We start from the raw sequence: 26,758 nt of genomic DNA, 5'->3' as shown, positions 1-26,758 counted from the left end.
TCCAAGTGAAAATTAAACAAGTTATTCTAAGACATCTTAAGCTGGACTTGCTTGAACCTTTTACAACTAGCTTTGGGACGGAATACGATAGGGATTTTATCCTTGTAGAAGCCAAAAGCGATGATGGCATTTCCGGTTGGGCTGAATCGGTTGCGATGCTCGACCCTCTGTATAATGAAGAGACCTTAAAAACAAACTGGCATATACTTGAGGATTATCTAATTCCAATTATTCTAAAAAATGAAATCAAACATCCGGATGAACTCTCTGAAAAATATTTCACCCATATTCGCGGCAATTATATGGCAAAAGCCGCTTTAGAGGGTGCTGTATGGGACTTGTATGCGAAAAAGCAAAATGCTTCTCTCTCGAGTGTGTTAGGTGGAACAAAAAAGAAAATTGAAGTGGGGGTAAGCATCGGAATAAAGGACTCGATCGATTCAACTCTAGATATGATTGAAGCTTGTCTACGTGAAGGCTATAAACGTTTTAAACTTAAAATCAAACCGGGCTGGGATGTTGAATTAATAGACAAGGTTCGAAAAGTATATCCTGAAATCCCGCTAATGGCAGATGCAAATTCAGCTTATACATTGCAAGATATAGACCGGCTATCCGCCTTGGATGATTTTAATTTAATGATGATTGAACAACCGCTTGCCTATAATGATATCATTGACCATGCAGATTTACAGTCAAGATTAAAAACACCTATTTGTCTGGATGAAAGCATTCACTCATTAGAGGATGCAAGGAAAGCAATTAAATTAGGCAGCTGTAAAATTATTAATATAAAGATTGGCCGCGTTGGAGGTTTGACTGAATCCAAGAAAATCCATGATTTATGTCTTGAACATGAAATTCCGCTATGGTGTGGGGGTATGCTGGAATCAGGCATTGGAAGAGCGCATAATATTGCAATCACTTCACTGCCAAACTTTACTCTTCCTGGAGATACCGCAGCTTCCTCCTTATACTGGGCAGAAGATATTATTGACCCTGAAGTTACAGTGGAAAACGGAATAATCATGGTTCCAGAATTGCCCGGAATTGGCTATGAACCAAGCATGGAAAAAATCGATAAGTATACTATACACAGTCAAATATTTAATTTAAGTTAGAAGTTGAAAGAAACGACTAGGGTTCCTACCAACATCATCTATTTTCCTTACATAAAGGCATGGTCCCCAAGAAGGGGGCATGCCTTTTTTATTTACAAACCATTTGCCACTCAATATTGTAATTGGACATTCTGCTATATTTTGAATCTCCATTATCCAAGCTTCGTATGAAGTGATTTGCAAGCTTTATTAGATGCAATGCACCTTAGCTTTTCTTATATACTTTAAAAAGTTATCATAATAGAGTCTCTGTACATTGTATATATACACATTTATGATACAAAACTGTATGTATAGATAAAAGGGGTGAGGCGATGCGAAATTTACATATTATCTGTGCCATTATAACCGTCTTCCTTTTCTTTTTTGGCTGTTTCTTTCCTTTAGCAGTGCATTCGGAAGCCCCAAAAGTGATAAGGGTTGCAGGGGATAATAACTTTCCGCCTTTCGAATACTTGAGCGATTCGGGCGTTTATACCGGTTTTAATGTGGATATAATGAACGCCATTTCTATCGAGACAGGCATTAGGTTCGAATACTATCCTATGCCGTGGAATGAGGCAGTACAAGCTATGCGGTCGGGAAGAGTGGATGCGATTCAAGGCATGAAGTACAATCAGGAACGTGAAGAGATTTATGATTTTTCTGCTCCGTATTTCACAAGTTCACAAGGGATTTTTGTGTTGAAAGATAACATGTATATCCGAAAAATCGAAGATCTTAAAGGCCGGAAAGTAGCCGTACAAAAAGGTGATGTTGCCAGCGGTCTATTAAGCAAAGTCGATCGTTTGCAATTGGTGGAAACTAATAATCAACAAGAAGCCGTTCAGTCGTTGATCGACGGAAAAGTGGATGCTTTCATTGGAAATCGGATTACGGGTCAATATTTCTTACAGAAAAATGAGCAGCAATCACACATTAAGATTGTCGGTGAGTCACTTGACACCACAAATTATGCTGTAGCTGTGATGCCGAAAAACAAAGAGTTGCTGACACTTTTCAATCAGGGAATTTCTCAAATCAAGAAAGATGGAACGTATGACAAGATAGAGAAAAAGTGGTTCGGGGAATATATCCTGCCGAATACTCAACGACTACGCAAAACGCTGTTGTATTTGGAAATTGGTCTTTTTCTTACCTTCATTGTAATTTCTCTCATCTTATGGTGGAATCTCAGCCTTAAACGAGAAGTAGCTAAGCGAACCGAGCAAATTGAGCACGTGAATAAAGACTTGGAAGAGAAGATGCTGCTACTTGAGGAAAACATTCACTTTCAGCAGCAAGTATTAAACAGTGCCTACAGTTCGCTAATAACACTGAATCAACAAGGTCTTGTATCAATGATTAATGTTAGGGCCATGGAATATTTGGAGTTGGACGGTAATGTTGTAAGAAAACCTTTTCAGGATCTGCCCATTGCCTGTTTCATCCCAGAAAAGGAGATTAAGGCTGCGTTAGAGAAAAAGAGAGTTTTCTTACAAAAGGAAACGGTGTGGTCTCAGTATGCGAGCAAAAAAAGGCATATTACTTACAGCGTGTATCCAATTCAGACTATGGGGGGAGAAAGTGTAGGTGCGGTGTTGAATTTTTTCGATATTACTGAACAAAAACAGCTGGAGAGAAAAGTGGCTCAGGATGACCGATTGCGTTCATTGGGACAACTCGTGGCGGGTATCGCTCATGAGATAAGAAATCCGTTAACGTCGATCCTTACCTATACGCAATTGCTGCCGAAAAAATTTGCAAGCGCAGATTTCCGTACGTTCTTTTCCGAACAGGTTACTAGTGAAATTACCCGACTTAATACATTGATTAACGATTTGCTCGATTATGCTCGCCCTAAAAAGTCAGAGCCTGTCACATTTTCGCTGAATGAGACCATGGAAGGGATTGAGCTATTGCTTAAGCCGAAAATCCAAGAAAAAAACCTGCGTATTGTTCATGAGTTCGCTGGAGACATTCAGACGACTGCAGATAGACAGCAGATCAAACAAGTACTGGTGAATGTCATTCTTAATGCCATTCAGGCGTCCAATATAGAGGGAAACCTTATTTTCCGGGCATATTATCGGGACATGTTCACTGTCGTTGAAATCGAGGATGAAGGAATCGGCATTTCGGAAGAAGACATTGATAAGATTTTTGAGCCGTTTTACACCAGGAAACCAAACGGGGTCGGGCTTGGTCTTTCTATTTCGTATCAGCTTGTCAAAGAAAACGATGGTACTATTGAGACAAGAAGTGAAGAAGGAAAGGGAACAGTAGTGACCATTTGTTTACAGCATTAAAACAGAAAGGGTGAAGACGATGCACGATATCATGATTATTGATGATGAGCCAACTATTTGTCAGTCACTTACGTTTGCATTGGAAGACCAGTATCACGTTTATTCGTTTACAGACCCACGCGAAGCTCTCCCTCTTCTCGAAAGGGCAGAAATCGCCATCGTTTTGCTGGATTTAAAAATCGGGGGATACAATGGGATGGAAGTGTTGGAAGAAATCAAGCGCCTCTCCCCCTCGACAGTTGTCATTATGATGACGGCTTACGGTACCATTCCATCTTCCGTAGAAGCAATGCGTAAGGGAGCATTTTCATATGCGACAAAGCCGCTTCATATTGATGAATTGGAAGTGCTGATGCAAAAAGCAGAAGAAGTATATACCCTTCAGTCCAAAGTGAAATGGCTTAGTGATGAATTGGATAAGGTGGCAGGTGTGAACGGCCTTATCGGTGAAAGTTTGGCAATGCGCAAAATATTCTCCCTAATCGATAAAGTGAAGGATATCGATTCTAACATTCTCATAGAAGGGGAAAGTGGAACCGGTAAAGAAGTCGTCGCCAGAACAATCCATAATCAAAGCAAACGCAGAAACAAAAAGTTTCAGGCTATAAATTGTGCCGCCATTCCGACTCACCTGTTGGAATCAGAATTATTTGGATACGAAAAGGGCGCATTTACAGGGGCGACACAGCGGAAATATGGACTTTTTGTGTTGGCGGAAGGAGGAACAATCTTTCTTGACGAAATCGGTGAGATGGATTTGGCGCTGCAGGGGAAAATTTTGCGCGTTCTACAAGAGAGAAAGGTAATGCCCGTTGGAGGGATAGAAGAAGTCAGCATCGATGTCCGTATCATTGCTGCGACAAACAGAGACTTGGTTAAAGAAGTAAAAGATAATCGATTTCGTGAAGATTTATATTACAGATTAAATGTGATTCCGATTCACCTTCCGTCTTTACGTGAACGAAAAGAAGACATTCCTCTGTTGTTGGAATTTTTCATTGCAAAAATCGGTGATCGAATGGGAAAACCTGTAGAAGGAATTTCCCATGAAGCGCTGCAGCTTTTACAGCAATATAACTTCCCAGGAAATATTCGTGAACTGCAGAACGTGATTGAAAGAGCAATTGCGCTTACGAATGAGTCTTATATACAGAAAGCCGATTTACCCTCCGATATCCAAAAAAGCTCGCGCGCATTTTTCGGCAACACCTTAATTCCCGTCTATGTCGGCGAACCGCTTGAAGAAATCGAAAAAAGAGTGATTCTTCATAACCTTGCCGCTTTTAACGGTCATCAAAGGAGAACAGCCCAAACTATTGGCATCGGGGAGAGGACATTGCGGGACAAGTTGAAGAAATATCGGGAAGAAAAGTAGGCGGAAATTGCCGATCGGCAATTTCCGCCTACTTTTTATTTTGAATAAATCTTAATTTTCCTCTGTTTTTATGACGATGGACTTGGCATGAAACTTGCTTAATTAAAATGTAGTAAAACCATTAAACAGAATGGAGGGAATATAGATATACACCATAATGGTCTACAGTGCTGGACTGGAAGTTACAGTGCAGCGAAAGCGGGGATGTGCAAAATGCATCAGGTGGTATAAGTCAATATCCTATCCACGTTTAACGAAAACAAAAAGGACAAGCCTTTGCACCAGATCTTTTAAAATAGTACAACCCGAAATTGATTGGCGATTGCACATTTGAAGTATTTTTATTTATGGGGAGGAAAAATAAATGTATGCGTTACCAAATATGGATTTATGGAAAGGCAGAACAGATAGTCTAATAGACAAAGATGAATTTAGAATTCATCAAATAGTAAAAGATAATCAAATAACATCAATAAATAATACTTGTGGAATAATAGGGTTCTCTTGTGAAGAAGGCGTACGCAGGAATAAAGGAAGACTTGGAAGCAAAGAAGCTCCCAATGAAATACGTAAATCCTTATCTTCTTTATCTTGGCACGGCCAATCAGCAGATAGTCTAGTTGATTTCGGAAATATCATTTGTGAAAATCAACAGTTAGAAGCAGCACAAGCTGAATTAGGAAGTCACGTAGAGAAAATATTATCTAAAAATATGTTTCCTGTTATATTGGGGGGCGGACATGAAACCTTTTATGGTCATTATCTTGGAATTAGGTCGAGTGTTGGACCCAATGCTAAAATAGGCATTCTTAACATTGATGCTCATTTTGACTTACGCTCTTATGAAGAAATGACTTCTTCTGGAACGATGTTTAAACAAATATTAGATAATGATCAGCAAGCTGGTTATTTGCCTATTGGTATTCAACGTTATGGAAATACAAAAAAGTTATTTGACACTGCAACTTCACTTGGTTGTTCTTGGATATTGGAAGAAGAATTATTAGATGAGATTTCTGAGGGAAATGAAAATAAAATTCTGAATTTTATAAATCAATATGATTATATTATATTAACACTTTGTATGGATGTTATAAACGCTTCTGAAGCACCAGGTGTTAGTGCACCTTCCTCATTTGGTCTATCTGGAAAAAGAGTTAGACAATTAATTCGTAAAATTACTTCACATACGAAAACTATTTCATTTGATATCTGTGAAGTGAATCCATCATTAGATTGTGATAATCGCACTGTAAAACTAGCTGCAAACCTAATAAATGAAGTATTCATGAGTGTGGAGAGGAGATAGACAATATGAGCATCGAGATTAATCAAACGATTACTATTTTTTTAGCGATACTGCTTTTGGCACTGGGCGGGATTATCGTTAAGAAAGTCAAATTATTTAAACATTTTTGTATCCCTGCACCTGTTGTTGGGGGATTACTTTTTGCAATAGTGGCTACAAGTCTTAAAACCTTTCTAAACGTAACCATTTCATTAGATACGACACTCCAGGGATTATTTATGTTAACATTTTTTACGACTGTTGGATTGGGTGCTAGTTTTCAATTGGTAAAAGTCGGCGGTAAACTATTATTAATATATTGGTTGTTATGTGGGTTTCTGGCATTTGCTCAAAATTTAATTGGAATTTCTTTAGCACCCGTTTTTGGGATTGATCCATTGATTGGTATGATGGCAGGAGCAATTTCCATGGAAGGTGGCATTGGTGCAGCAACAGCATTTGGTGGTACCATTGAATCGCTAGGAATTCAATCTGCCCAAGCAATTGGAATAGCGGCAGCTACTTTAGGATTAGTATTTGGTGGATTAGTTGGAGGTCCAACTGTAAAGTATCTAATTAATAAACACAAATTGACACCAAGTAAAAAGGATATTGAAATTCAAGAAAAGAAAGAAAAGGAAGACAAAATAGAATTAAATGTAGCTTCATTTATGAAACAAATATTAATACTGACATTTTGTATGGCTTTAGGTTCATATTTAGGAGAGTTATTTTCAGCGAAGACAGGTTATGTTTTACCGAATTATGTTGGAGCAATGATAGTGGCTGTAATAGTTCGGAATATTTTAGATAAAATAAATGGGAAAATTATCGAAATGCCTAGTATAAATTTTATTGGAGATATCACTTTAGGTATTTTCTTATCAATGGCATTAATGAGTATAAAACTATGGGAAGTTGCTGACCTTGCTTTACCAATTATTTTAATTGTAGTAATACAAGTAATTTTCATTATACTTTTAAGTATATTCATCATGTTTCGCTTCCTTGGCAAAAACTACGATGCGGCAGTTATGGTTGGAGGGTTTATCGGACATGGTATAGGGGCTACACCAAATGCTATGGCCAATATGTCAACAATCACTGCTAAATATGGACCTTCAAGTAAAGCGTATTTAATCGTTCCGATAGTGGGTGCATTTCTTATTGATGTTTTTGCGATGCCAATTATCATTATAAGTATTAATCTATTTAAATGATAATTTGTCCTTATTATGGAATGAATTTCATAAATACTTGCCTTTGTTTATCGGGGTTATTAATGCATGAATAAAGTGGTTTTAGTGCAAAGCCCGAAATGGTCAAAATAAAATAAGAATATAGTGTTAATACCGAATGTTTTTGGTTGTTATACAAAACATTCGGTATTGATTTTTTTATATCGAAATTGCCCATGAGTAGTTAATTCACAATGGTTTTTCTGTATGATTATTAATGCAACAGAACCCCATCTATTTCAAGTAGGTATGAGCGAGCTTGTGTGTATCATATCGTTTCACATCCTGATCTAGTAAGAATGAATTTATGATACGATGAAAGAGACCAGTAGACTTAAGCTCAGTTATGCCTCTCTGTTTATCGTATTCACCCTATTGGCAATACACCAATTTTAATCTGCACTCTGGTCTAAATTGTTTTCAACTGAAGAAAAGTAAAAATAAAAGGGGAGAAAATAGTTGTCATATTCACTAAAAATAATTAGAAAAAGTGAACAAATAACTAGTCTTTGGTCAGGTGGTAAAACCACTCAACTTGCAATTTATCCTGAAGATGGAGATTACTCGAAGCGTGATTTCAAATGGCGGATAAGCACCGCAGATGTCGAGGTGGACGAATCCTTATTTACTCACCTTCCAGGCATTCAGAGAATCATAATGATCCTTGATGGTGAAATGTTGCTGCAACATAAGGGAAAGCACCGTGTGCATTTACACCCATTTGAACAGGATCGGTTTGATGGAGGCTGGACAACCCAAAGTATTGGGAGGGTTACGGACTTTAATTTGATGTTAGCAGAAGGATGCGAAGGTGACCTTTGCACGATTCATATGAATAATGGAATCCATTCTGAAGTGTTGGATAATGGGGAATCTTCGAAAAGATCCGACGCCTATTATTGTTTCAAAGGAAAAAGTAGAATGAGTATCGATGAAAAAGAGACTATTGTTTTAGAGCAAGGTGACTTGGTAATCTTAAACATAGATCATTTATGCAAAAATTTAAATATAAAGTTATCCAATTACGAAGACGACTCATCTGCAACAATTATTAAGGTAAGTATTTTTTATTGATAGAAATTCTGGTTCTAGTGCAAAAAACATTCACTAGAAGTATAGTATTCATTCAAATTTTGCGGTAAAAGGCATATCCAAATAACTTTTGTATGAGGAGCTGCAGACAAAACGCGGATATATCATAACCAAGACGAGTAGGCTGCAATCGATCTTGTAAAAGTGCAGTCGTAAAGTTCCAAAAAAGTAAAAGCTTAAAAGCTGACGGTATTGTAGGTCCGAATACTTATAAAGCATTGGGTGTGAAAAAGCAGACATCCAAAGTAGCTAATGTGAATAAAACAAGCTATAAATCTACAGCGATAGTGAGTGAAGCAAAAAAACATTTGAATGTACGGTATGTATGGGGTAGAACCACTCCTAAAGGTTTTGATTGTAGCGGATTCCTAAAATACGTTTTCGAAAAAGGTGCAGGCGTCACTTTACCAAGAACGGTATCTGAAATTTATAAAAAGGGGGCAAAGGGTATCAAACCACAAGTTGGAGATTTGGTCTTTTATGAGGCCTATAAAGCTGGCGCCTTACAGGATATTTATATTGGAGGTAATCAATTCATACACAGCTCATCATCAGATGGTGTAAGCATTTCCTCCATGGATAATAGTTATTGGAAAAAAGATATTTAGGAGCAAAAAGAATGTAATAGAAAAAAGTTGCCAGTTTTATTAGAGACTGGCTTTTATTTATTTTTATTGTTCTACCAATAGGTTACGATATTGAGATGTCCTATGATGAATAAGGCTGCTAGTATAAACCCCCACCCATGCTATGTATCAAAGTAACTTTTGACCAAGTTCTTCCGAATGTTCAATAAGATTTATCTCCTAGTTTTTCATGACAGGATACATCCTATAAAAATGAAAAATAAGTAGACGAGTTGCCTCGTCTACCCATTACTTATGAAACTGTTGATTCATCCTGCTTCTTTTCAACAGTCGTTAACTCAGGATTTTTCCCTTCATCTTTATCTTCATCCTTTACTAACCCATTGGTTGCACTTTTGAATTCAGTTAAAGTACGTCCAAAAGCCCGGCCGATTTCCGGCAATTTCTTAGGACCAAAAATGATCAAGGCAATGATAAGTACTAAAATTAATCCAGGAATACCGATATTTGAAAACATATAGAATCATCTCCTAATATTGAAATCTTAACGTTCGTAACACAGGGAAGTGGCATCGTGTCACTAGGTTGATGCTGCCAAATGCCATTCAGGTGCTATACCACAACATTAATCCCTTAAAATTTCACAAAAAATGCAGTAAAGTACATGATCAATAGTCCAATCGAGAATCCAGAAAGGTTTAACCATGAAACAGATGCTTCGTTATGTGTTCTATGATCTTCAATGAGCATTTTCGATATTACATAAATTACTTGAAGAATGGCCCCTGCACCAATACCCAGGAACAAAGCTCCCCAAATTGGAGAGAAGATAAATCCGCCAACCCATGTACCTGCAATGGCGGGTGCGCCTGCAATAACTCCCAGTAATAGAAAGTCTCTGAATCGAGGTGTGGTCTTTAATAAAGGAGCAGCGATTCCAATACCTTCCGTAATGTTGTGAAGGGTAAATCCGATGATTAAAAAGGTTCCCAGAGCTGCTTCACCTAGGGAAAAGGAAGAACCAATAGCCAAACCTTCCCCAAAGTTATGAAGCCCTATTCCGGTAGCCATCAACAAAGCAAGACCTAAGGGAGAATATCCTTTCTTTTTTTGCTTTCTTTGTTGATACTGATCAAAGCCGATCAATAATAAGAAGGTTAAGGAAGCTCCAATAATTACAACCATATTGCCCTGAAAGACAGAAGGGGCTTCTGCACCAATTTCAAAGCCATCGGCTAGAGTCCCAACAAATAAAAATAAAAGCAGCCCAACCGTAAGGGCAAGGATCGCATTAATCCACTTTCGTGAGAAACGCTTCATAAATGGATACCACAACAACCCCAATGTGATCGGGACAATTCCAACGTAAAATCCTATTATGCCGTAGTTTAAAAAGTTGCTCCAGGTGGTTTCTGGTGTGAGTGTGGCAGCTGCAACTTCACCTTCCGTGATAATCCCATTTTCTGTGATTAGTTTAATGGCATGTGGATCACCTTCCACCCATGGGTAAGCGATGGTCACCATTCCTTCTTCAAATCGTTCAAGTTTTGCTTGAGGAGAGATACTGAAATTCCACACCGAATCATTGACCATAACTTGAGAAATCGTTAGTGGTTTTGGCCCCGTATTACTTACAGATAATTGGAAGCCGGTTTCGGTTATCTTGATGCGTTCAATGTTCAGGACTTCAATTGGTGCTGCAGGATCTTTTTCTACACCTGCTCCATTCATTAGTACCCATCCAAGCACCCCTATAAGTAAAATTAGCGGAATTAAACCAGTAATTATCCATTTCCCCTTCATATTATTATCTCCCCTCTTTATTCGACCTCAAAAAATCCCATCCAGCCTAACTCAGCGAATTCGCTTACATGAGCATGAAACATATACATTCCCTTGAATGGAAAACGAACTTCTAAAATTCCACGTTCTCCCTGACATTGCATGATGGTATCTGTGAACTGGGAGGGATTATCGTTTCTGCCTGTTGGATAGTACGTAAAGTAGTTCGCATGTAAGTGAAACGAGTTTAATAAGTCGAATTCTGTTAAATTACTTAGATAGATACGGACCAGTTGATCTTTTTTGATTTTAATAGGGTGATTCATAAATGCGAAGGCATAGCCATTCACGGTATAAAACTCGTTTTCACCATCTAAATCCAAGTCAAATCCATTCATAACCATGTTTAACTCTAATGCTGGCTCTCTTGGCTTTTTTGGATCAATAATAAAATTTCCATATAACCCTTTATGGATATGGCGGGCAAGGGGAAGTACATGGCAATGGTATATTTGCAAACCGTATGGTTTCGCTTCAAATTCGTACGTGAAATTTTGTCCAGGATAAATGGAAGTTAATCCGTCCATCGCAGGGGGATGGATTCCGTGAAAATGGATAGAGTGGGGATGGCTGCCCTCATTAATAAAGTGAAACCGCAAAAGATCACCTTCCGTACAACGAAAAGTTGGTCCTGGAATAGTTCCGTTATAAGTCCAGCCTGGGAATTTAATTCCTTTGGCAATCTCGATTTCCTTATCCATTGCCACGACTTCATATTCCCGGAGTGTTTGGCCGTCTGGCAACTTGGTAACTTTTCCATAATCAAACTCAGTAAGGAGCCGTTCAGCCATTTTATAACCAGTTGTTATTGTCTTATCACTCATATTTGAATGATTGCTCTTCTTATGAGACGAATCATTGGATGCCTGAGCCACAGTTGGAATTTGTGTCATTTTATTTAAGTAATAAGATCCAGCTATTCCAAACGCACCTGCAGTCCCCATCTTTAAAACATCTCTGCGGGAAACCTTTTTCTCATCAGACATTACTTGACCCCCTTCTAAAAAGTTTCCTTTAGGAAACTTTTTGTTGTATAAGCTATACTTTAAGGTGGGTACAAGTTTTATGTCAACTCTTTTTTTTAGCTATGTTCGTATAAATTGTTGCTCAGGTGGGGATATTCAACCGTATAATGACTGGAGTGTTTTTTTATGCATCTTTAAATAATACTATATGTGCTCTTATGACTCGGATTTTTTTTCAACTCTACAATAAGTCTCCTTTCATTTACCTGTGTAATCTTTAATGAGCTAAAGAAATCAAGATTATTAATGAGTAACTAACATAAGTGAAAGTGTTACTTTTTTATCATTAATTCACTAACATTTGCTCTTTATTACCTTTTTCCTTGGTACAATTATAGATGAATTTAAGTAATTAACTATTTATTGTGGGGGAGAGGTCATTGTGTCTTTATATGAAGAGTTACCTGATGATCTTTTAGCAGGCTTTTTTATGGAGATTAGCAAAAATATAAAAAAGGGCATTCTTTCCGAGGCTATGTATTATGAGATAGGTTTAATAAAGAGAGCTGCAAACAAGCGAGGCCTTTCAGAAATGAACCTGAGAGCGATTTATCTTAGGACCTATAAAGTAAACATCAGTCCTTGATTTATGGATTGGTGTTTTTATTTAGTTCCTCAGATAAATTATTATCCTCCCTTTGATATCAATAATTAATTGTACCTGAATGGCTTACTGGGGAGTAGTATCGAAGTAGTGATTTTGAATTCTGTACCAAACGGGTCAGATTGTTGAATAGTTTTTCCTACAAGAAGTATACGTTTAATCGAATTTTCATGTATAATTCTGAAAGAGAATATTCTATTTTACCAATAAATTGAAGAAGGGATGCAATATGAGAAATAAAGGGAAATACCGTATTGTTATTGAGGTATTGAGTATCATATTTGGTAGCTTATTAATTGCTATAGGTGCAAATACATTATTACTTCCAGCTAATTTACTCTCTGGAGGTGTCATTGGGATTTGTATGATTTTGTACCACTTTTTTCATTGGTCAGTGGGAGTGCAGTATTTTATCTATAATATTCCACTTTTAATCTTAGGATATATCCATTTAGGGAAAAAATTTATCCTTTATACGATTCTTGCGGTCATTTCTGACACCATATTCTTACACTTTATCCCTATTCGTCTCATGTGGACAGAAAATGTTATTTTAGCTTCAATATTCGGGGGTATAGTTTCGTTTGCTGGCGGAGCCATCATGCTTCGTGTAGGAGGCTCAAATGGCGGATTAGATGTCCTTGGACGGATCATTGCTAAACACAAAAATTTGTCCATTTCAAAATTTGGTCTTATCGTAAATCTGATTATTGTTGCTATTTCTGCTGTAATCTTTGATGTTCAGGCAGCTATGTTTACCATTCTTTCGTTATATGTTGGAGCTAAAACGTATGAATCCTTACTTAATATAGCGGAAAGGAGTTCTGTAATTATTGTGACGGATAAGGGAGAAGAGATATCTGAAGCCCTCAATCAAGCGTTCCATCGCGGTGTTACATCTTGGGAAGCTTTAGGGGCTTACTCACATAGTGAAAAACAAGTCATACTTTGTGTGATTGTGAATATCCAGTGGGCAGAATTATGTCAAACTGTACAAAGTATAGATGATCATGCATTTATTTCAGCCATGCCAGCTCATAAAGTCATTGGTAATTTCAAAAACGTTTGGTAGAAAAAGGGGTTATCATAAGAGAAGACCCGTTCGTATTCCTGAAAAGATAAACGAAATTTTTAAGCAATACTCACCCTATAATTTGATAGATATAAGAAATTAAACGTATTGGCTCGTTTATGTACGAAGAACTATAAAGTATAGAACCTGAATTTATAATGGATTCAGTATCTATTAACATTTAAATATCGACATTTTCCAAAAGGTCCATCTTATTAATGGGCAATAAATATATGATGAGGAAGATAAAAAGGCATCTATGTGAACATCATAGATGCCTTTTATTTTATTAAGAATTGAAAGAGGAGAATATGCTTGTTTTTCGGTATGTCCTAAGATGTATTACCGTTTTGAAAAAAGTTCAACCGTTTATATGTGGATTTTTGATAATGTAGGATTTTCTCTTATTAAGCAAACGGGCCAGATTGTAAGTAAGATTGTACAACTAACTTGGAGGTTAGAGAAGGATTTCACGAAACTAAAATAGAATTTCACACTAATACTTTTAGATGATTTATTGGATAGATTCTCTTTATTTTATGAGTAATAAGATATATTGCATGAGTACTAATGAGATCAACAAAAATACGAGGTGTCCAAACATGAGTTTTTATTTTAAAGAATGTAAACAAAGTGATATTGGGGATTTAATCCAAAGATATGTTAGTACATTAAGTTCTCCTATTGATTCCTTTTTAGAGGAGCACATTCTCAATTCCGTATTTTATACAATCAGTTACAACTCTGACGTTGCAGGTTATTATGCCATACATAGTAACCAGTACCTAACTCAATTTTATTTAGATTTATCATACTACAAAAAATCCCAAGAGATTTTTGACAATGTTCTTAAGGATCATTCAATTCGGTCAATACTGGTTCCAACATGCGACGAACTTTTTTTAAGTTTGGTATTAGATCATGATTATAAGATCGAAAAACAAGCTTACTTTTTCCAAGATAACAAAGTGGAAATTCTAAAGGGAAAATTATTTAAAGATGGGGAATTCAGAGCTGCGGTGCCTAGCGATGCTACAAAAATAACTGAGGTATGTCAGGACTTCATTGATAAAGTGGAGGAACGTATTGAAAATAGGGAAATATTCACCTACACCAAAGGAAGTATGCTGCTTGGAATAGGGATTATAGAAACAAGTAAGTTACATGATAGATATGGAAATATCGGCATGTTTACAAATGAACAATACAGAAAAAAAGGAATAGGCAGAACGATAATTCATCATTTAAAGGAATGGTGTTATGCCAATAATCTAAATCCGATTTGCGGTTGTTGGTATTATAACACTCTCTCGAAACAAACGTTAGAAAGTGCTGGTATGGTCTCTAAAACAAGATTATTAAATATCAAAGTCCTATAGATTTTTAAATGAATGAATTTATAGCTAATCTTGAGTTATTCAAGAATCGGGCGCGATTGTGGAACAACATAGGTAGAAAATGATCAAACTTTTTTATAAAAACCAAACTTAAATCTGCTGGAGAAGAATCCATTTTGATCAATCTTTTTTCAAAATTGATTCTTTTTATTTATCGTAAAATACTGGTTTGTGAGTTATTTTTGATCAAACTTTATTTCAAAGCAACAGCTTTTTCTTATTGAACTAACGGGGCAGGATCAAGAAGGTATTAGTAAATCTTTTGACGAAAATATAAAGAGCTTAGTAAGAAGTGCTTAAAATACTATCTGATATTTAATAAAAAACAGGAAAAAACTAACTGCTAATAACTTTAGGGGGGAAAATATTGAAACAAACATTACTGATAATCGATGCTCAACAGGAATTAATAGAAGGTAATAATGAAGAACAAGGAGTCTTTGAGAAAGAAAAAATCGTTAATAACATAAATACTGTAATTAAAAAAGCGATAAATGAAAGTATCTCCGTTGTTTTTATAAGAGATTTAGATGTTTCAAATGGAGAAGGACCTGGATTCCAGATACACAGGGATATTAAAGTACCATCAACTGCTATCATATTTGATAAAGCTGCCACAAATTCATTTTATGGCACTCCATTACACGAACATTTAAGTAAAAACAATGTAGATCATATTGTAATAATGGGATGTAAGACGGAACATTGTATTGATACAGCTGTTAGAACAGCAACAATCAATCATTTTGATGTAACATTAGTTGGTGATGGACATTCTACTTCTGATTCCAAAAACTTATCTGCAAAACAAATAATCCTTCATCACAATGAAACCCTTCACGGTCACTATAATGTAGACAATTTTTCACTTGTTAGAAATACTAATGAAGAATTGTTTAAACCTGTTCACAATAATTACCGATAATAATCACCTTCAACTACGAGTGCGTTAGCTGAAGATCAGAGCTGTCTTTAAGGCAGCTTTTTCTTTATGCAACTATCGGGGCAGGAAAGTTGTAGAGTGCTGTTTGGTCTTTGTTCAACAATTGGGCCATATTCTAGAGTAACTGATTGTGCAAATGATCAAAATTTGAAATAAATGTTATTAAGCTAAATGGCAGGATTGTTGAAGAAGGAGTAATGCTCTTATTAATAAGGAATGTTGATGATGGATAAAAAAAGGTAATATGGAGGCTGCAAGTAACTCCACAGTTTTTTCCACTAATGGGTTCCTTTCTGGAATATCCATGCTGCGTGAATGTTCCAGGGCAACGAGCATTCCGCACTCTACTAGTAAAAAATTTTAAAAGAATTTATGGATTTGAATTTGTTGCCATACAATTTTATAATTGTATGAAAAAGGATGAGGAATGTGCCGATTAATTCGTTTGAGGATTATCCAATGACATGGAAGCCGACAATAAATCGAGAAGATAGACCGATTTATCAGGCATTAGCTAAGCAGTTAGAATATGACATTATAGAGGGACGCTTAGTGCCTGGCACGAAGCTTCCACCACAAAGAGAGTTAGCGGATTACTTAGAGGTGAATCTAAGTACGATTTCGAAAGCATTTAAAGTATCTGAGTTAAAAGGACTGGTCAGTGCGACGATTGGTAGTGGCACTTATGTTTCGTATGATGCGATTTCGAACGCTTATTTGCTTGCAGAAGAAAAGCCAAAGCATTTAATTGAAATGGGAGCAATTTTACCAGATCGTGTGTCATATGGACCTTTATTTGACTTATTGCAATCGATGTTACAAGAATCAGATTGTGTGAGATGGTTTGGATACAGTCGGCCAGGCGATTCGATTTGGCAAAAAGATGCAGGCGTCAAATTATTGAAATTTGCCGGTTTTGAAACGACTAGAGAACATATCTTACTTGCTAATGGCGGGCAAAACGCCATCACAGCAACACTTGCAAGCCTTTGTCAGCATGGAGATCGAATTGGTGTAGATCACCATACATATCCAGGCTTAAAGACAGCAGCCGCGATGCTGGGGATTCAGCTTGTACCGATTCGTTCAGAATCTGATGAAATGAGTCCGGAAGCACTTCTTTATGCATGTAAAAATGAAAATATTAAAGGATTATATATTATTCCAGATTATCAGAATCCGATGACTTATACGATGAGCGTTGAAACTCGTAAGGCTATTGCTGAGATTGCTGTAAAGTATAATTTATTTATTATTGAAGATGGAGCGTATCATTTAATCCAAGAAAAAGTGTTGCCGGCTGTAGCGACATATGCCCCTGAGCATACGATTTATATAGCGAGTTTATCGAAATCGATGGCACCTGGACTCCGTCTCGCTTATGTGGCAGTTCCTTTAAAATACCTGGATTCTACTCGAAAAGCTCTTTATAATTTAAATATTTCCGTATCGCCACTACTTGCAGAGTTAGCATCACGAGTAATTGTATCGAATCAGTTTGAAAACATTGTTGCATTTCATAAAGAGGAAACAAAAGCTCGCAATCAGTTGGTCAATCAATATTTAGGTAAAGAGAACTGTTTAGGTGAAGAAACAGGGATTTTTCATTGGTTACATCTGCCGCATCAGTATACAGGTGACCAATTTGAACAACTAGCTGCAGAACAAGGTGTACAGGTATATAGTGGAGGGCGATTTGCGGTAGGTAATGTCGCACCAGCAAATGCCGTACGTGTTGGGATTTGTGCTCCAGAAACGAGAGAGGAACTTGAAAAAGCTCTTATTATACTTAGAAAAATAATTGAAATATAAAATAAATATTGTTTGCCATACAATTATAATATTGTATGGATTTTTTTTTGCGTGTTATGATAATTCAAACCTAGTTGGGGGATGAAAGAAAATATTAAATTTGGTGTCATAGGCTTATCATTGCCCTTTGTAAAAAAATCTGAATATTCAATTAAAATCAGAAGTGGGTAGGTAAAGAAATTGAAATTTTAAAGGAAGGAATGTTTACAAATGGAAAATAAGTTTGCTGAGAGAGCTCGTCTAGTTACATCTTCTGAGACCCGTGAGATATTAAAAGTAACAGAAAGACCAGAAGTCATTTCTTTTGCGGGAGGACTTCCAGCTCCAGAGCTGTTTCCTGTAGAAGCCCTTAAAGTTGCGTGTAATGTTGTATTGAATGAAGAGGGCGCGGCTTCACTTCAATATAGTACTACTGAAGGCTATGGCCCGTTGAGAGAATCTATTTGTCAAAAGTTAAAAGCCATTGGGATTAACTCTACTATTAACAATATTCTTATCACTTCAGGGTCCCAGCAAGCAATAGATCTTACTGGAAGACTATTTATTAACGAAGGAGATACTATTATTTGTGAAAGTCCAACCTATCTTGCAGCAATTAATGCATTTAAATCATACAATGCAAACTTTGTGGAGGTAGCTATGGACAATGATGGGATGATAATGGAAGAGCTAGAGAGGAAACTGCAAGAGCATCCTAGCGCAAAATTCATCTATACTATTCCCGATTTCCAGAACCCTACAGGTCGTACATTAAAACTTCAAAGACGTAAAAGAATGATTGAACTTGCTAATCAATACGATGTACTGATTGTAGAAGATAATCCTTATGGAGCTATAAGGTTTGCTGGAGAAGGGATCCCGCCAGTGAAACATTTTGACACAGAGAACAGAGTAATTTATATGAGCACGTTCTCTAAAATTTTTACTCCAGGCCTTCGAATTGGATGGATTTGTGCAGATCAATCGTTTATTGATAAGTACGTTGCTTTTAAGCAAATAGCTGATTTACATACTGACAACTTTGCTCAAAGGATAACAGCTAAGTATATGGAACTTTACGATATGGAAGAGCATATAAAAAAAATCAAAGCAGTATATAAAGCAAGATGTACAGAAATGTTAAACTGCATGGAAGAATTCTTTCCGGAAAATTTGTCTTACAGTAAGCCAGAAGGTGGGTTATTTATTTGGATTGAGCTCCCAGAGGGAGTCGATTCCAAACATATATTTACAGAGTGCTTAAAAAATAATGTCGCCTGTGTTCCTGGTGTTCCATTCTTTCCAAATGGCACACAGAAGAATACTTTACGTTTAAATTACTCGAATATGCCTGAAGACCAAATCATTGAAGGCATGAAGCGTATGGGTGATGTATTACATCGTGAATTAAATAAAGAGACAATATGTTTGTGAACTAAAGGAAACAAAAAATTGTGGAGGTTTGAACTTAAACTAAAGAGCTGGATTGCTGAATAGAAAGTGTATTATTTGCTATAAAGAATAAAAAGGGGTGATCCAATGAAAATCTCTAGATTAGATCACTTGGTTTTGACTGTAAAGAATATTGATAAAACATGTGAATTTTATAACCAAGTTTTAGGAATGGAAGTTATCACATTTGGAGAGGGCAGAAAGGCACTACATTTTGGAAAGCAGAAAATAAACCTACATGAAGTAGGCAAAGAATTCGAACCAAAAGCAAAAACACCCATGTCTGGTACTGCTGATTTATGTTTTATCACAGATGTTCCTATGTTAGATGTGATAGAACATTTAGACAGTTACGGAGCACATATTGAAGAAGGTCCAGTAAAAAGAACAGGAGCATTAGGATCGATGACCTCTATTTATACTAGGGATCCAGTTGGAAATCTAATAGAAATTTCTAACTATTAATATTTTATTTGCTTTTTAATTAATTTAAGAGTGTCATCCTTGAATAATTATCGCTTTTCTTATAGAACTAACATGAAAATAAGTTTTTTTAAGAATGGAAAAATGACAATACTTAAGAAGACCCTGCTCAATCGTTAAAAAAAAGAGGAGAGCGTTAATTAATTAGTATATGGATTAGGGTTGACTGGATTAAGGTCAGTATCAGTATTGACACTACCTAACCATTTTCATTCTTTGTGGTGAATCGCCGACTTTTGCGATTCATGGATGGCTAACGGGTGCGTTTGTTGATGAAGGAACACAAAAATAATCAATCTTTTTTATAAAAGAATGATCCAATTAAATATTATAAGGGCATGTTTTGATTAATCTTATTTCAAAACATGCCTTTTCTATTTATTCATTCATCAAGGTTTCTTGGGCAGGTACGTTCTATCTCGGCTACCGTTATCATATATCGATATAAGAATTGTTCAACCAGAAATAACTGGCTGACCTTATAATACGAACGGGGCAGGATAGTTGAAGAGTGCTATTTGACCTTTGTTCAACAATTGGGCGCTTTTCCGGAGTTAGGAGTGCGCTCTTTTCACGTCTAAGTGTTCATTACAAAGACCAGCTAATATCATGACAAGAAACGAGAGATGCCAAATAGGAACAGCTACATCTGCATTATCTTCGAAAAGTCGCTAAGTTAGAGCAAATGACAAAAGCTGCGCAAGAGCTTCGTATCGCGCAGCCTCCGTAAGCATATTCCTTACAATTGTCCTCTATTGTTTATCAGTTATTTCTTGATTGCTTACAGCAAGTTTTAGCTTGTCTCCCCGTTTCTATCATTATTGAGAACTTGATCTAAGGTTATTTTATAGATTTTTTTAGGTCTACCCCTTAATTTTTTTTGCTGTATAAATGAAATTTTTGCATATCCATTTACCTCTAGCTTATTTAAAATTCGATAGGCACTTCTTAACGTAACTCCCGAATATGCAGCCATATCTTCTGCGGATAATTCATTAGTATGTACTTTTGAAATTACAGCAAGAATTTTTTGTATATGCAACGTAGAGACGCCCGTCTGTTTACTTATTTTTTCAATAAAAGGTTCTATCGTATTAGAATAATTCAAACATAATTCTTCCCCTAAAGGACCTATGATTTGTTCATTTTCAGTAACAATGAATGATACGTTGCTGATACTCCCTTTCGTTTGGCGATTGGCAATAACGGCATTATTACGTGCCTCATAAATCGTATTACCAATACCCCACCCGCTATTTACATTAAATGGAAGTTCTTTGCAAAATTAAAAGGCATGAGCCCGGTACAATACCGAGCTCATGCCCAACAGGCTGCCTAACGATATAACCTGTCTAACTTTAGGGGGTCAGTTCACGTAGAGGAGATCGACTATTTAAGTTGAAATTCTCTTAGCGTATAAAATTCCGAAATGGACGGTTTAGCATTGTCGCTAACGTTCGTAAAAGTACACTTTAACGAATAGTGGAATCCTTGACCAAAACAGCCCTTATTTACGTTCGCCAAATTATGAAAACATTTTACGAACGTCCTGAACGAAATTCCTCAAACATCTCCTTCGCAACTAATATTTTTCTATAAAATAATAATGGTTACCAAAGGCAACATTTAAACGAAAAAGTAGGTAGGGGGGATTAAATGACTACTAGTGTTTGTAATTAATTTGCAAAAAGTGTTCAAAACTACTTAAGGGTTAAACAATGATTAACCTTTTAGAATTAGCAACTTAAATCAAGTGCATATCCATGACTAACTTTAAAGTGAGTACCTATTTCAAGTTCAACAGAAAAGTATAGAATGAAAAAAGAATTCCTACAGAATATGTAGCATACAAGTAGATTTAATTTTCTGTATAATCTGAATAATAAAGTGAATCATTGAAATGAGGTGGGTCTTTGAAATAATTAATGAATCTTTAGGTAAAGTGCCTTATTTAAAGTATTTTAAGTAGGCGGAAAAAAAGGATTTCTAACACCTTAGATGCAATTTATCAGTTAACTTGACTGTGATTAAAAATGGAGGTGTGATGATTTGTCTAAAAAAACTAAAGATATGGGGAATGAACTTTCTAATAAAAAAATGAAAAGAAGGGCGCTTGTAGGCTCTACTTTTGGAGCAGTAATCGAATGGTATGACTTCTTTCTATATGCAACTGCCTCTGCATTAATCTTTCCTAAATTGTTTTTCCCAGATTCGGATCCGTTTATCGCTACATTGTTATCCTTTGCTACTTTCGCGACCGGATTCTTGGCACGTCCAATAGGTGCGGTTATCTTTGGGCATTATGGTGATCGTATTGGAAGGAAAAATGCACTAGTAATAACATTATGGATGATGGGCTTGAGCAGTTTTCTTATGGGGTTATTGCCTACCTTTGCGACCATTGGAATCTGGGCTCCTATTTTACTTGTTATTCTTCGTCTAATTCAAGGAATTGGAGTCGGAGGAGAATGGGCAGGATCGATTCTGTTGTCAATGGAATGGGGTAGCGAAAAGAAAAAAGGGTTCATGGCAAGCGTGCCAAATGCAGGGGTAGGAGCAGGTATGTTATTATCCTCTGCTGTAGTAGGATTGTGTCTATATATTTCAAATGACAGTTTTTATACTTGGGGGTGGAGAATTCCATTTCTTGCAAGCTTACTACTTTTGGCCGCAGGTGTAATTATTCGGAATAAAATCTTAGAAACTCCTTCGTTCCGTCAAGTTAAAGAGGTAAATCAGGTCTCTAAAATGCCGGTTTTGGAAGTACTTAAGTTATACCCTAAGCAAGTTTTATATACTGGGTTAGCAAAATTCTCTGAACATGCACCTTTTGCTATATTTACAACCTTTATGATAAATTATAGTATAAATAATTTTGATGTAAGTTCGGAATATATGGTGAATGTCAATATACTTGCAAGCGTATTAATGTGTATCAACATTCCTTTATTTGGTTACCTTTCTGATAAGGTTGGGATTAAACGTCTGTATATTGTGGGAGTCATTGCGACCCTTCTCTTTGCATTTCCATATATCGGATTAATGAATACTGGTGTTCCAGGCATAATTTTACTTGCAACCCTCTTATCGATGTTCCCACATAATATACAAGCTGGTGCTCAACCAGCTCTAGTAGCTCAGGCCTTTCCCGCCAGACTACGTTATAGTGGCGCTTCATTGGGAACACAAATACCTGCAGTATTTGCTGGAGGCATTGCTCCAATGGTCTGTACTTATCTAATACAAACTACTGGATCCATATATTCTATCGGTTTTTATATAGCTTTTACTTCGGTGGTAAGCTTAGTGGGGACCATTTTACTTAAGAATCTTTCAAATGTTAGTGTGGATTCTGAAATTTGTAAACAGAAGATGGTATTAAAGAGTACGGAAAAGGCAAATGCATAGAGAAATTCTTTCAGGAATGGAATATTAATAATTACCAATTATTATATATACCATATTAGGATTCTGCCAAAATAAGAGAGGACATTTTCAAAAAATGTCCTCTCTTATTAATTTTTTATATTAGGGAACATCAAAACAAAAAACATTAGAACCTTTACTAACTATCATTGGGTAAAGGTAAAATAGAAGATTGAAACAATCTATACAATAATATATCTCAAATTTTATCTTGTATTTGCATAAAGGGTAGTTTACCAAATGCGAGGTATATATCTAAGGCTAATTGTACTTCGCGCCGAGTACTAGAATTCATCATATCAATGTTAAATCGTTCTGATATATTTAACAGGCGGTAACGCATTCCACCAATCGATAAGTTCATATAACGAGCAGTTTTATGTAAATTACATTCGTTATCTAAATAGAAATATAAAGTTTTTAATAGTTCTGTAGATTTCCGAACATCATAATCATACATAGGCCCTAAAACCTTATCGGCATAACTTTCTAATTCCTCTGGATTTCGTGCATCTAATAAAATAGAAATAGGACCTAGTTCCGAAAATAAGATAACCCGTTGTTGCTGATTTGTGATTTGTGCAATTTCTAATGCTTTTTTCGCTTGTTTAAATCCATGGTGGAAATTATTGATATCTAAGCAAAGGTTACTTATACCAATTAATAGTTGAGAAGTGGGAATAATTCGCTTTACTTCTTCCATTATTGCTTCGCCGTATTGTTGTGCACTAATCTTACGAGATACTAATATATCCTCGGGTATTAGCGCTTGTATTTGTCCAAAGTAATTTGAAACCAAAATTTTTTGCTCCTCATATTCTGAATGTTTCCTTAGAATATTAGCGATTAGATCTTTTTCTTTAGTTAATAATTTATCATTCTTAAAGAGAAGATTTTGGTTTTGTAATCGAAATATAAACACAAAATGAGGTTTATTAAGATAGTAGCCTAAATAAGATAGTCGTTTTGCAATACTTGAATCTAGATTTGGCTGGAGTAATATTTCGTTAAGCATTTCACCTTTCATACGGTGTTCAGTTTCTATGACCGTTTTTTCATTTAGTAAATGAAGAGCGCAAATATTTGCGGCTCTTTCAATAAAAGAAGGCTCGAGTTCTTCTATTTCCTTTGAATTTTTTATTATTGAAATATATCCGTATATATTATTCTGGACGACAATTGGAGTGATTAATGGGAATTTGAAGAATTCTTGTTCTTCTAGGGTATTTAGTTGAATTGTTGCTTGTTTATTAATCATTTCTTCCATTTTTTTTTGGTCGGATGCACGAAGTTTTTCTTTGTTGTCAATGATATTTTTTAAAGAATAGTTGAATACTTGTCCATACTCCGTAATCGTCTCAAAATACTGATTGGAAATTACTATTCCGCATTGAAGGCTTTTTCCGAGGGTTTGGGCTATTTCGCCAAGACCTTTTCCTTGTAGAACTATTTGTGTCAATTGGTTACTTAAGATATTCCCTCGCTTTAAAATTTCACTTTGACTTTCAATCCGCTTGTAGGCCCAATCAAGTTCATCACCAATATCCTCTCGGGCATAATCAACAGAATCGATAGAAATTTCGTCACCCCATAATTCCAAAGTTTTTCCTACGAAATGGCAATGTTTATCACCTTTTCCGATACACTCTATTTCTTTAAAGACTACTTTTCTTCCAAAAGATGTACTGCAGTAGCCACTTGCATAACCTTCCAAAAAGTAGCAGACAGGTTCAGAGTGAAAAGGGAAATGTTGTAAGTATTGTTTTGCTTCATAGGAATTATACCAAAAACCTTCAACGTCGAATTCTCCAGTTTCGGTATCTATTTTCGCCTTTGTTGGAACAGATGATGTACGTCCAGAAAGGTTATGCATGGTGACTCCTGCTAGAACCCATTCCTTTTTATTTTCCCACTCAAACATATCTTTTAATACTTCAGCTTCATGTCTACCGCATTGATACCCGTAGCGTAATAAAAAGCGCTTTGCCCGTTCGATTCCAAGAGTCAAAGTCAAATCCTTAATTAAGGTCCCCCAAGCATCTGCACTAGAAATAAACATTCGTTGAGACTGAAGAAAGTTATCCATTTCGGCATCGATCCTAAATAAATCGCCCAAGGTTATATTATTTGCTTTAACTGCCATAATCAGCCTCCTATTAATAGCATTTTTACTTATGTACTACCATAATTATTTATTGATTTTTATTTTAACTACAGAATAATACAATATTATACCTATTTTCCTACTCATTATGTCGTTTAATATATTTAATATTCAGATTATACTTAATATTAAGATATCAGATTTTGTTAGTACAATGTAGCATTTTGTTTTTAATAATTAATAACAAGCTGGTGAACTGTTAAAAACATAGAGGATCTAGTTTCTACCTGTAATATGCAGCTAGATACTAAGTTTTCTAGTTTTAAATAATTAATAAAGCATGTTTCAAGTTAATTGTCTTTAATTAGCCATAGCGACAAAATGACAGCTATGGAGAGAAAATGGAGGTAAGAGAAATGGAACGGTCTTTAAGTGATAGAGCATGTATCGTGGGTGTTGGGGAAACAGATTATGTAAGAGGCACATCCAAGGCATTAGCACATCTTTGTATTGAAGCTTCTCTTAATGCTTGTAGAGACGCTGGGATTGATCCTTCTGAGATAGACGGTGTAATTTCTCCCTGGAAATATAATGTTCGTCATGAGGAGTTTGTTCATGGATTAGGAATGAAAGAACTTAAATTCACCGGACGTCATGAAATGGGAGGGGCCAGTTCCATCGCAGCCATTCAGACTGCAGCATTAGCAGTGGATGCAGGAATCGCAGATTATGTGCTTGTTGCTACAGGACAAAAAGGCTATTCAGGTCCACGACTGGGTGCGGGGGATCCCAGTATTCTAGATTTAAATAATGAATTTATGCCTAACTCCGAGTATCGTGATAACTTAGAATATCCATACGGCTTAATGGTTCCATTGCAATATTTTTCACTTCATGCAAATAGATGGTTTCATGAATATAATCCTGATCCAGTTGGCATGCAGATTGTAGCTATGACTTGTAGGGAACATGCTCAGTTGAATAAAAAAGCATATATGAGAGGACGCCCAATGACATCAGAGGATTACCAAAACTCTCCTATGCTTGTTTCTCCTTTTCGGCTATTAGACTGCTCACTAGAAGTGGATGGTGCAGGCGCTGTAATTGTCACCTCTAAGAAAAATGCATATCGTTTTAAAAAACCTGTTTATATAGGCGGAATCGCTGAAGGTCATCCGACTTATCCAGATGATATGCCTACGCGTCCTGACATTTTAGATATGGGGATTACCCATGCTGCACCACGTGCATTTGACATGGCTGGAGTGCGACATGAAGAAATTGATTTTGCAGAAATTTATGATTGCTTCACTTTTATTGTCCTTAGGCAACTTGAAGAAATGGGCTTTTGTGCTCGGGGTGAAGCGCCGGAATTTACTAAAAATGGCCGGATTAGTCTTGGGGGACAATTGCCTATCAATACACATGGTGGGCTGCTTTCCCAAGCACACATTGTTGGAATAAATCATGTTGTTGAAGCAGTTTATCAATTAAGAGGAGAAGCTGGAGAAGCTCAGGTTGATGATGCAAAGATTGGTATTGTCACAGGTTATGGGGATCTTAGCGATGGTTCAATTGCTATTCTGCACAATTAACTCTTTAAATAAACCCTTAAGAAAGAGAGTTGTTA

General features: G+C 36.3%; 21 protein-coding genes. 16 read left to right on the top strand and 5 right to left on the bottom strand.

Annotated features, from left to right (window positions below; genetic code table 11):
- Nucleotides 1–5: 5 nt before the first annotated feature.
- From menC to BS1321_RS02365, 7 genes are all read left to right on the top strand, one after another.
- Nucleotides 6–1,121, top strand: coding sequence for an o-succinylbenzoate synthase (menC, locus tag BS1321_RS02395; protein ID WP_063235479.1), 1,116 nt, complete (start codon nucleotides 6–8; stop codon nucleotides 1,119–1,121).
- 314 nt (nucleotides 1,122–1,435) lie between these two features.
- Nucleotides 1,436–3,409: a transporter substrate-binding domain-containing protein gene (locus BS1321_RS02390; RefSeq protein WP_063235480.1), complete on the top strand. Its 1,974-nt coding sequence runs from the start codon at nucleotides 1,436–1,438 to the stop codon at nucleotides 3,407–3,409.
- Nucleotides 3,410–3,428: 19 nt separating this feature from the next.
- A complete protein-coding gene (locus BS1321_RS02385) occupies nucleotides 3,429–4,784 on the top strand; it encodes a sigma-54-dependent transcriptional regulator (RefSeq protein WP_063235481.1) in 1,356 nt (451 codons plus the stop codon).
- 364 nt (nucleotides 4,785–5,148) lie between these two features.
- On the top strand, nucleotides 5,149–6,093 hold the full coding sequence (gene hutG / locus BS1321_RS02380; RefSeq protein WP_063235482.1) for a formimidoylglutamase: 945 nt from the start codon (nucleotides 5,149–5,151) through the stop codon (nucleotides 6,091–6,093).
- A 5-nt stretch (nucleotides 6,094–6,098) separates the two neighbouring features.
- Nucleotides 6,099–7,292: a sodium/glutamate symporter gene (gene gltS / locus BS1321_RS02375; protein WP_063235484.1), complete on the top strand. Its 1,194-nt coding sequence runs from the start codon at nucleotides 6,099–6,101 to the stop codon at nucleotides 7,290–7,292.
- Between the two features lie 477 nt (nucleotides 7,293–7,769).
- Complete coding sequence (locus BS1321_RS02370; protein WP_063235485.1) at nucleotides 7,770–8,384, top strand: HutD/Ves family protein; 615 nt, start codon at nucleotides 7,770–7,772, stop codon at nucleotides 8,382–8,384.
- A 272-nt stretch (nucleotides 8,385–8,656) separates the two neighbouring features.
- Nucleotides 8,657–9,010, top strand: a complete 354-nt coding sequence (locus tag BS1321_RS02365; protein WP_063235487.1) for a C40 family peptidase — start codon at nucleotides 8,657–8,659, stop codon at nucleotides 9,008–9,010.
- Nucleotides 9,011–9,281: 271 nt separating this feature from the next.
- Here BS1321_RS02365 and BS1321_RS02360 read toward each other — a convergent pair whose 3' ends face one another.
- From BS1321_RS02360 to BS1321_RS02350, 3 genes are all read right to left on the bottom strand, one after another.
- Nucleotides 9,282–9,506 carry a twin-arginine translocase TatA/TatE family subunit gene (locus tag BS1321_RS02360; RefSeq protein WP_063235488.1) on the bottom strand — a complete coding sequence of 75 codons (225 nt, stop codon included), beginning with the start codon at nucleotides 9,504–9,506 and terminating at the stop codon, nucleotides 9,282–9,284.
- A gap of 116 nt (nucleotides 9,507–9,622) precedes the next feature.
- Entirely contained in the window at nucleotides 9,623–10,792 is a 1,170-nt protein-coding gene (locus BS1321_RS02355) for a ZIP family metal transporter (RefSeq protein ID WP_063235490.1), read from the bottom strand.
- Between the two features lie 17 nt (nucleotides 10,793–10,809).
- Nucleotides 10,810–11,817, bottom strand: a complete 1,008-nt coding sequence (locus BS1321_RS02350) for a multicopper oxidase domain-containing protein (protein ID WP_063235491.1) — start codon at nucleotides 11,815–11,817, stop codon at nucleotides 10,810–10,812.
- A gap of 421 nt (nucleotides 11,818–12,238) precedes the next feature.
- Between BS1321_RS02350 and BS1321_RS02345 the strand changes: the two genes are divergently transcribed.
- From BS1321_RS02345 to BS1321_RS02310, 7 genes are all read left to right on the top strand, one after another.
- Nucleotides 12,239–12,442, top strand: a complete 204-nt coding sequence (locus tag BS1321_RS02345; RefSeq protein WP_063235493.1) for a hypothetical protein — start codon at nucleotides 12,239–12,241, stop codon at nucleotides 12,440–12,442.
- A gap of 247 nt (nucleotides 12,443–12,689) precedes the next feature.
- On the top strand, nucleotides 12,690–13,532 hold the full coding sequence (locus tag BS1321_RS02340; RefSeq protein ID WP_063235494.1) for a YitT family protein: 843 nt from the start codon (nucleotides 12,690–12,692) through the stop codon (nucleotides 13,530–13,532).
- Between the two features lie 602 nt (nucleotides 13,533–14,134).
- Complete coding sequence (locus tag BS1321_RS02330; RefSeq protein WP_063235498.1) at nucleotides 14,135–14,911, top strand: GNAT family N-acetyltransferase; 777 nt, start codon at nucleotides 14,135–14,137, stop codon at nucleotides 14,909–14,911.
- A gap of 385 nt (nucleotides 14,912–15,296) precedes the next feature.
- Nucleotides 15,297–15,854 (top strand): isochorismatase family protein, encoded by a 558-nt coding sequence (locus BS1321_RS02325; RefSeq protein ID WP_063235500.1) that lies wholly within the window; start codon nucleotides 15,297–15,299, stop codon nucleotides 15,852–15,854.
- A gap of 447 nt (nucleotides 15,855–16,301) precedes the next feature.
- The gene (locus tag BS1321_RS02320) at nucleotides 16,302–17,684 is read left to right on the top strand and encodes an aminotransferase-like domain-containing protein (RefSeq protein ID WP_063235502.1); all 1,383 of its coding nucleotides are present in this window, start codon (nucleotides 16,302–16,304) and stop codon (nucleotides 17,682–17,684) included.
- Nucleotides 17,685–17,894: 210 nt separating this feature from the next.
- Entirely contained in the window at nucleotides 17,895–19,097 is a 1,203-nt protein-coding gene (locus BS1321_RS02315; protein ID WP_063235504.1) for an aminotransferase-like domain-containing protein, read from the top strand.
- A gap of 105 nt (nucleotides 19,098–19,202) precedes the next feature.
- On the top strand, nucleotides 19,203–19,580 hold the full coding sequence (locus tag BS1321_RS02310; protein ID WP_063235505.1) for a VOC family protein: 378 nt from the start codon (nucleotides 19,203–19,205) through the stop codon (nucleotides 19,578–19,580).
- Between the two features lie 811 nt (nucleotides 19,581–20,391).
- Here the strand turns inward: BS1321_RS02310 and BS1321_RS02305 are convergent.
- Nucleotides 20,392–20,706: a helix-turn-helix domain-containing protein gene (locus tag BS1321_RS02305; RefSeq protein WP_063235506.1), complete on the bottom strand. Its 315-nt coding sequence runs from the start codon at nucleotides 20,704–20,706 to the stop codon at nucleotides 20,392–20,394.
- Between the two features lie 941 nt (nucleotides 20,707–21,647).
- On the opposite strand from BS1321_RS02305, the gene BS1321_RS02300 reads away from it, so the two are divergent.
- Nucleotides 21,648–23,006 (top strand): MFS transporter, encoded by a 1,359-nt coding sequence (locus BS1321_RS02300; protein WP_232522759.1) that lies wholly within the window; start codon nucleotides 21,648–21,650, stop codon nucleotides 23,004–23,006.
- Between the two features lie 217 nt (nucleotides 23,007–23,223).
- Here BS1321_RS02300 and BS1321_RS02295 read toward each other — a convergent pair whose 3' ends face one another.
- The gene (locus BS1321_RS02295) at nucleotides 23,224–25,167 is read right to left on the bottom strand and encodes a XylR N-terminal domain-containing protein (protein WP_063235507.1); all 1,944 of its coding nucleotides are present in this window, start codon (nucleotides 25,165–25,167) and stop codon (nucleotides 23,224–23,226) included.
- A 377-nt stretch (nucleotides 25,168–25,544) separates the two neighbouring features.
- Between BS1321_RS02295 and BS1321_RS02290 the strand changes: the two genes are divergently transcribed.
- A complete protein-coding gene (locus BS1321_RS02290; protein ID WP_063235508.1) occupies nucleotides 25,545–26,723 on the top strand; it encodes a thiolase C-terminal domain-containing protein in 1,179 nt (392 codons plus the stop codon).
- Nucleotides 26,724–26,758: the final 35 nt, after the last annotated feature.

The sequence above is a fragment of the Peribacillus simplex NBRC 15720 = DSM 1321 genome (genome assembly GCF_002243645.1).
GTDB classification, from domain to species: domain Bacteria; phylum Bacillota; class Bacilli; order Bacillales; family DSM-1321; genus Peribacillus; species Peribacillus simplex.
The sequence above is the reverse complement of the archived record's forward strand: the minus strand, read 5'-3'. Positions and strand labels throughout refer to the sequence as shown.

What these genes read in the sequence shown, in the direction of transcription:
- BS1321_RS02315 (WP_063235504.1), top strand. Translation starts at nt 17,895, where the DNA reads ATGGAAAATAAGTTTGCTGAGAGAGCTCGTCTAGTTACATCTTCTGAG.
- BS1321_RS02290 (WP_063235508.1), top strand. Translation starts at nt 25,545, where the DNA reads ATGGAACGGTCTTTAAGTGATAGAGCATGTATCGTGGGTGTTGGGGAA.
- BS1321_RS02350 (WP_063235491.1), bottom strand. Translation starts at nt 11,817, where the DNA reads ATGTCTGATGAGAAAAAGGTTTCCCGCAGAGATGTTTTAAAGATGGGG.
- BS1321_RS02360 (WP_063235488.1), bottom strand. Translation starts at nt 9,506, where the DNA reads ATGTTTTCAAATATCGGTATTCCTGGATTAATTTTAGTACTTATCATT.
- BS1321_RS02385 (WP_063235481.1), top strand. Translation starts at nt 3,429, where the DNA reads ATGCACGATATCATGATTATTGATGATGAGCCAACTATTTGTCAGTCA.
- hutG (WP_063235482.1), top strand. Translation starts at nt 5,149, where the DNA reads ATGTATGCGTTACCAAATATGGATTTATGGAAAGGCAGAACAGATAGT.
- BS1321_RS02390 (WP_063235480.1), top strand. Translation starts at nt 1,436, where the DNA reads ATGCGAAATTTACATATTATCTGTGCCATTATAACCGTCTTCCTTTTC.
- BS1321_RS02330 (WP_063235498.1), top strand. Translation starts at nt 14,135, where the DNA reads ATGAGTTTTTATTTTAAAGAATGTAAACAAAGTGATATTGGGGATTTA.
- gltS (WP_063235484.1), top strand. Translation starts at nt 6,099, where the DNA reads ATGAGCATCGAGATTAATCAAACGATTACTATTTTTTTAGCGATACTG.
- BS1321_RS02310 (WP_063235505.1), top strand. Translation starts at nt 19,203, where the DNA reads ATGAAAATCTCTAGATTAGATCACTTGGTTTTGACTGTAAAGAATATT.
- BS1321_RS02295 (WP_063235507.1), bottom strand. Translation starts at nt 25,167, where the DNA reads ATGGCAGTTAAAGCAAATAATATAACCTTGGGCGATTTATTTAGGATC.
- BS1321_RS02355 (WP_063235490.1), bottom strand. Translation starts at nt 10,792, where the DNA reads ATGAAGGGGAAATGGATAATTACTGGTTTAATTCCGCTAATTTTACTT.
- BS1321_RS02340 (WP_063235494.1), top strand. Translation starts at nt 12,690, where the DNA reads ATGAGAAATAAAGGGAAATACCGTATTGTTATTGAGGTATTGAGTATC.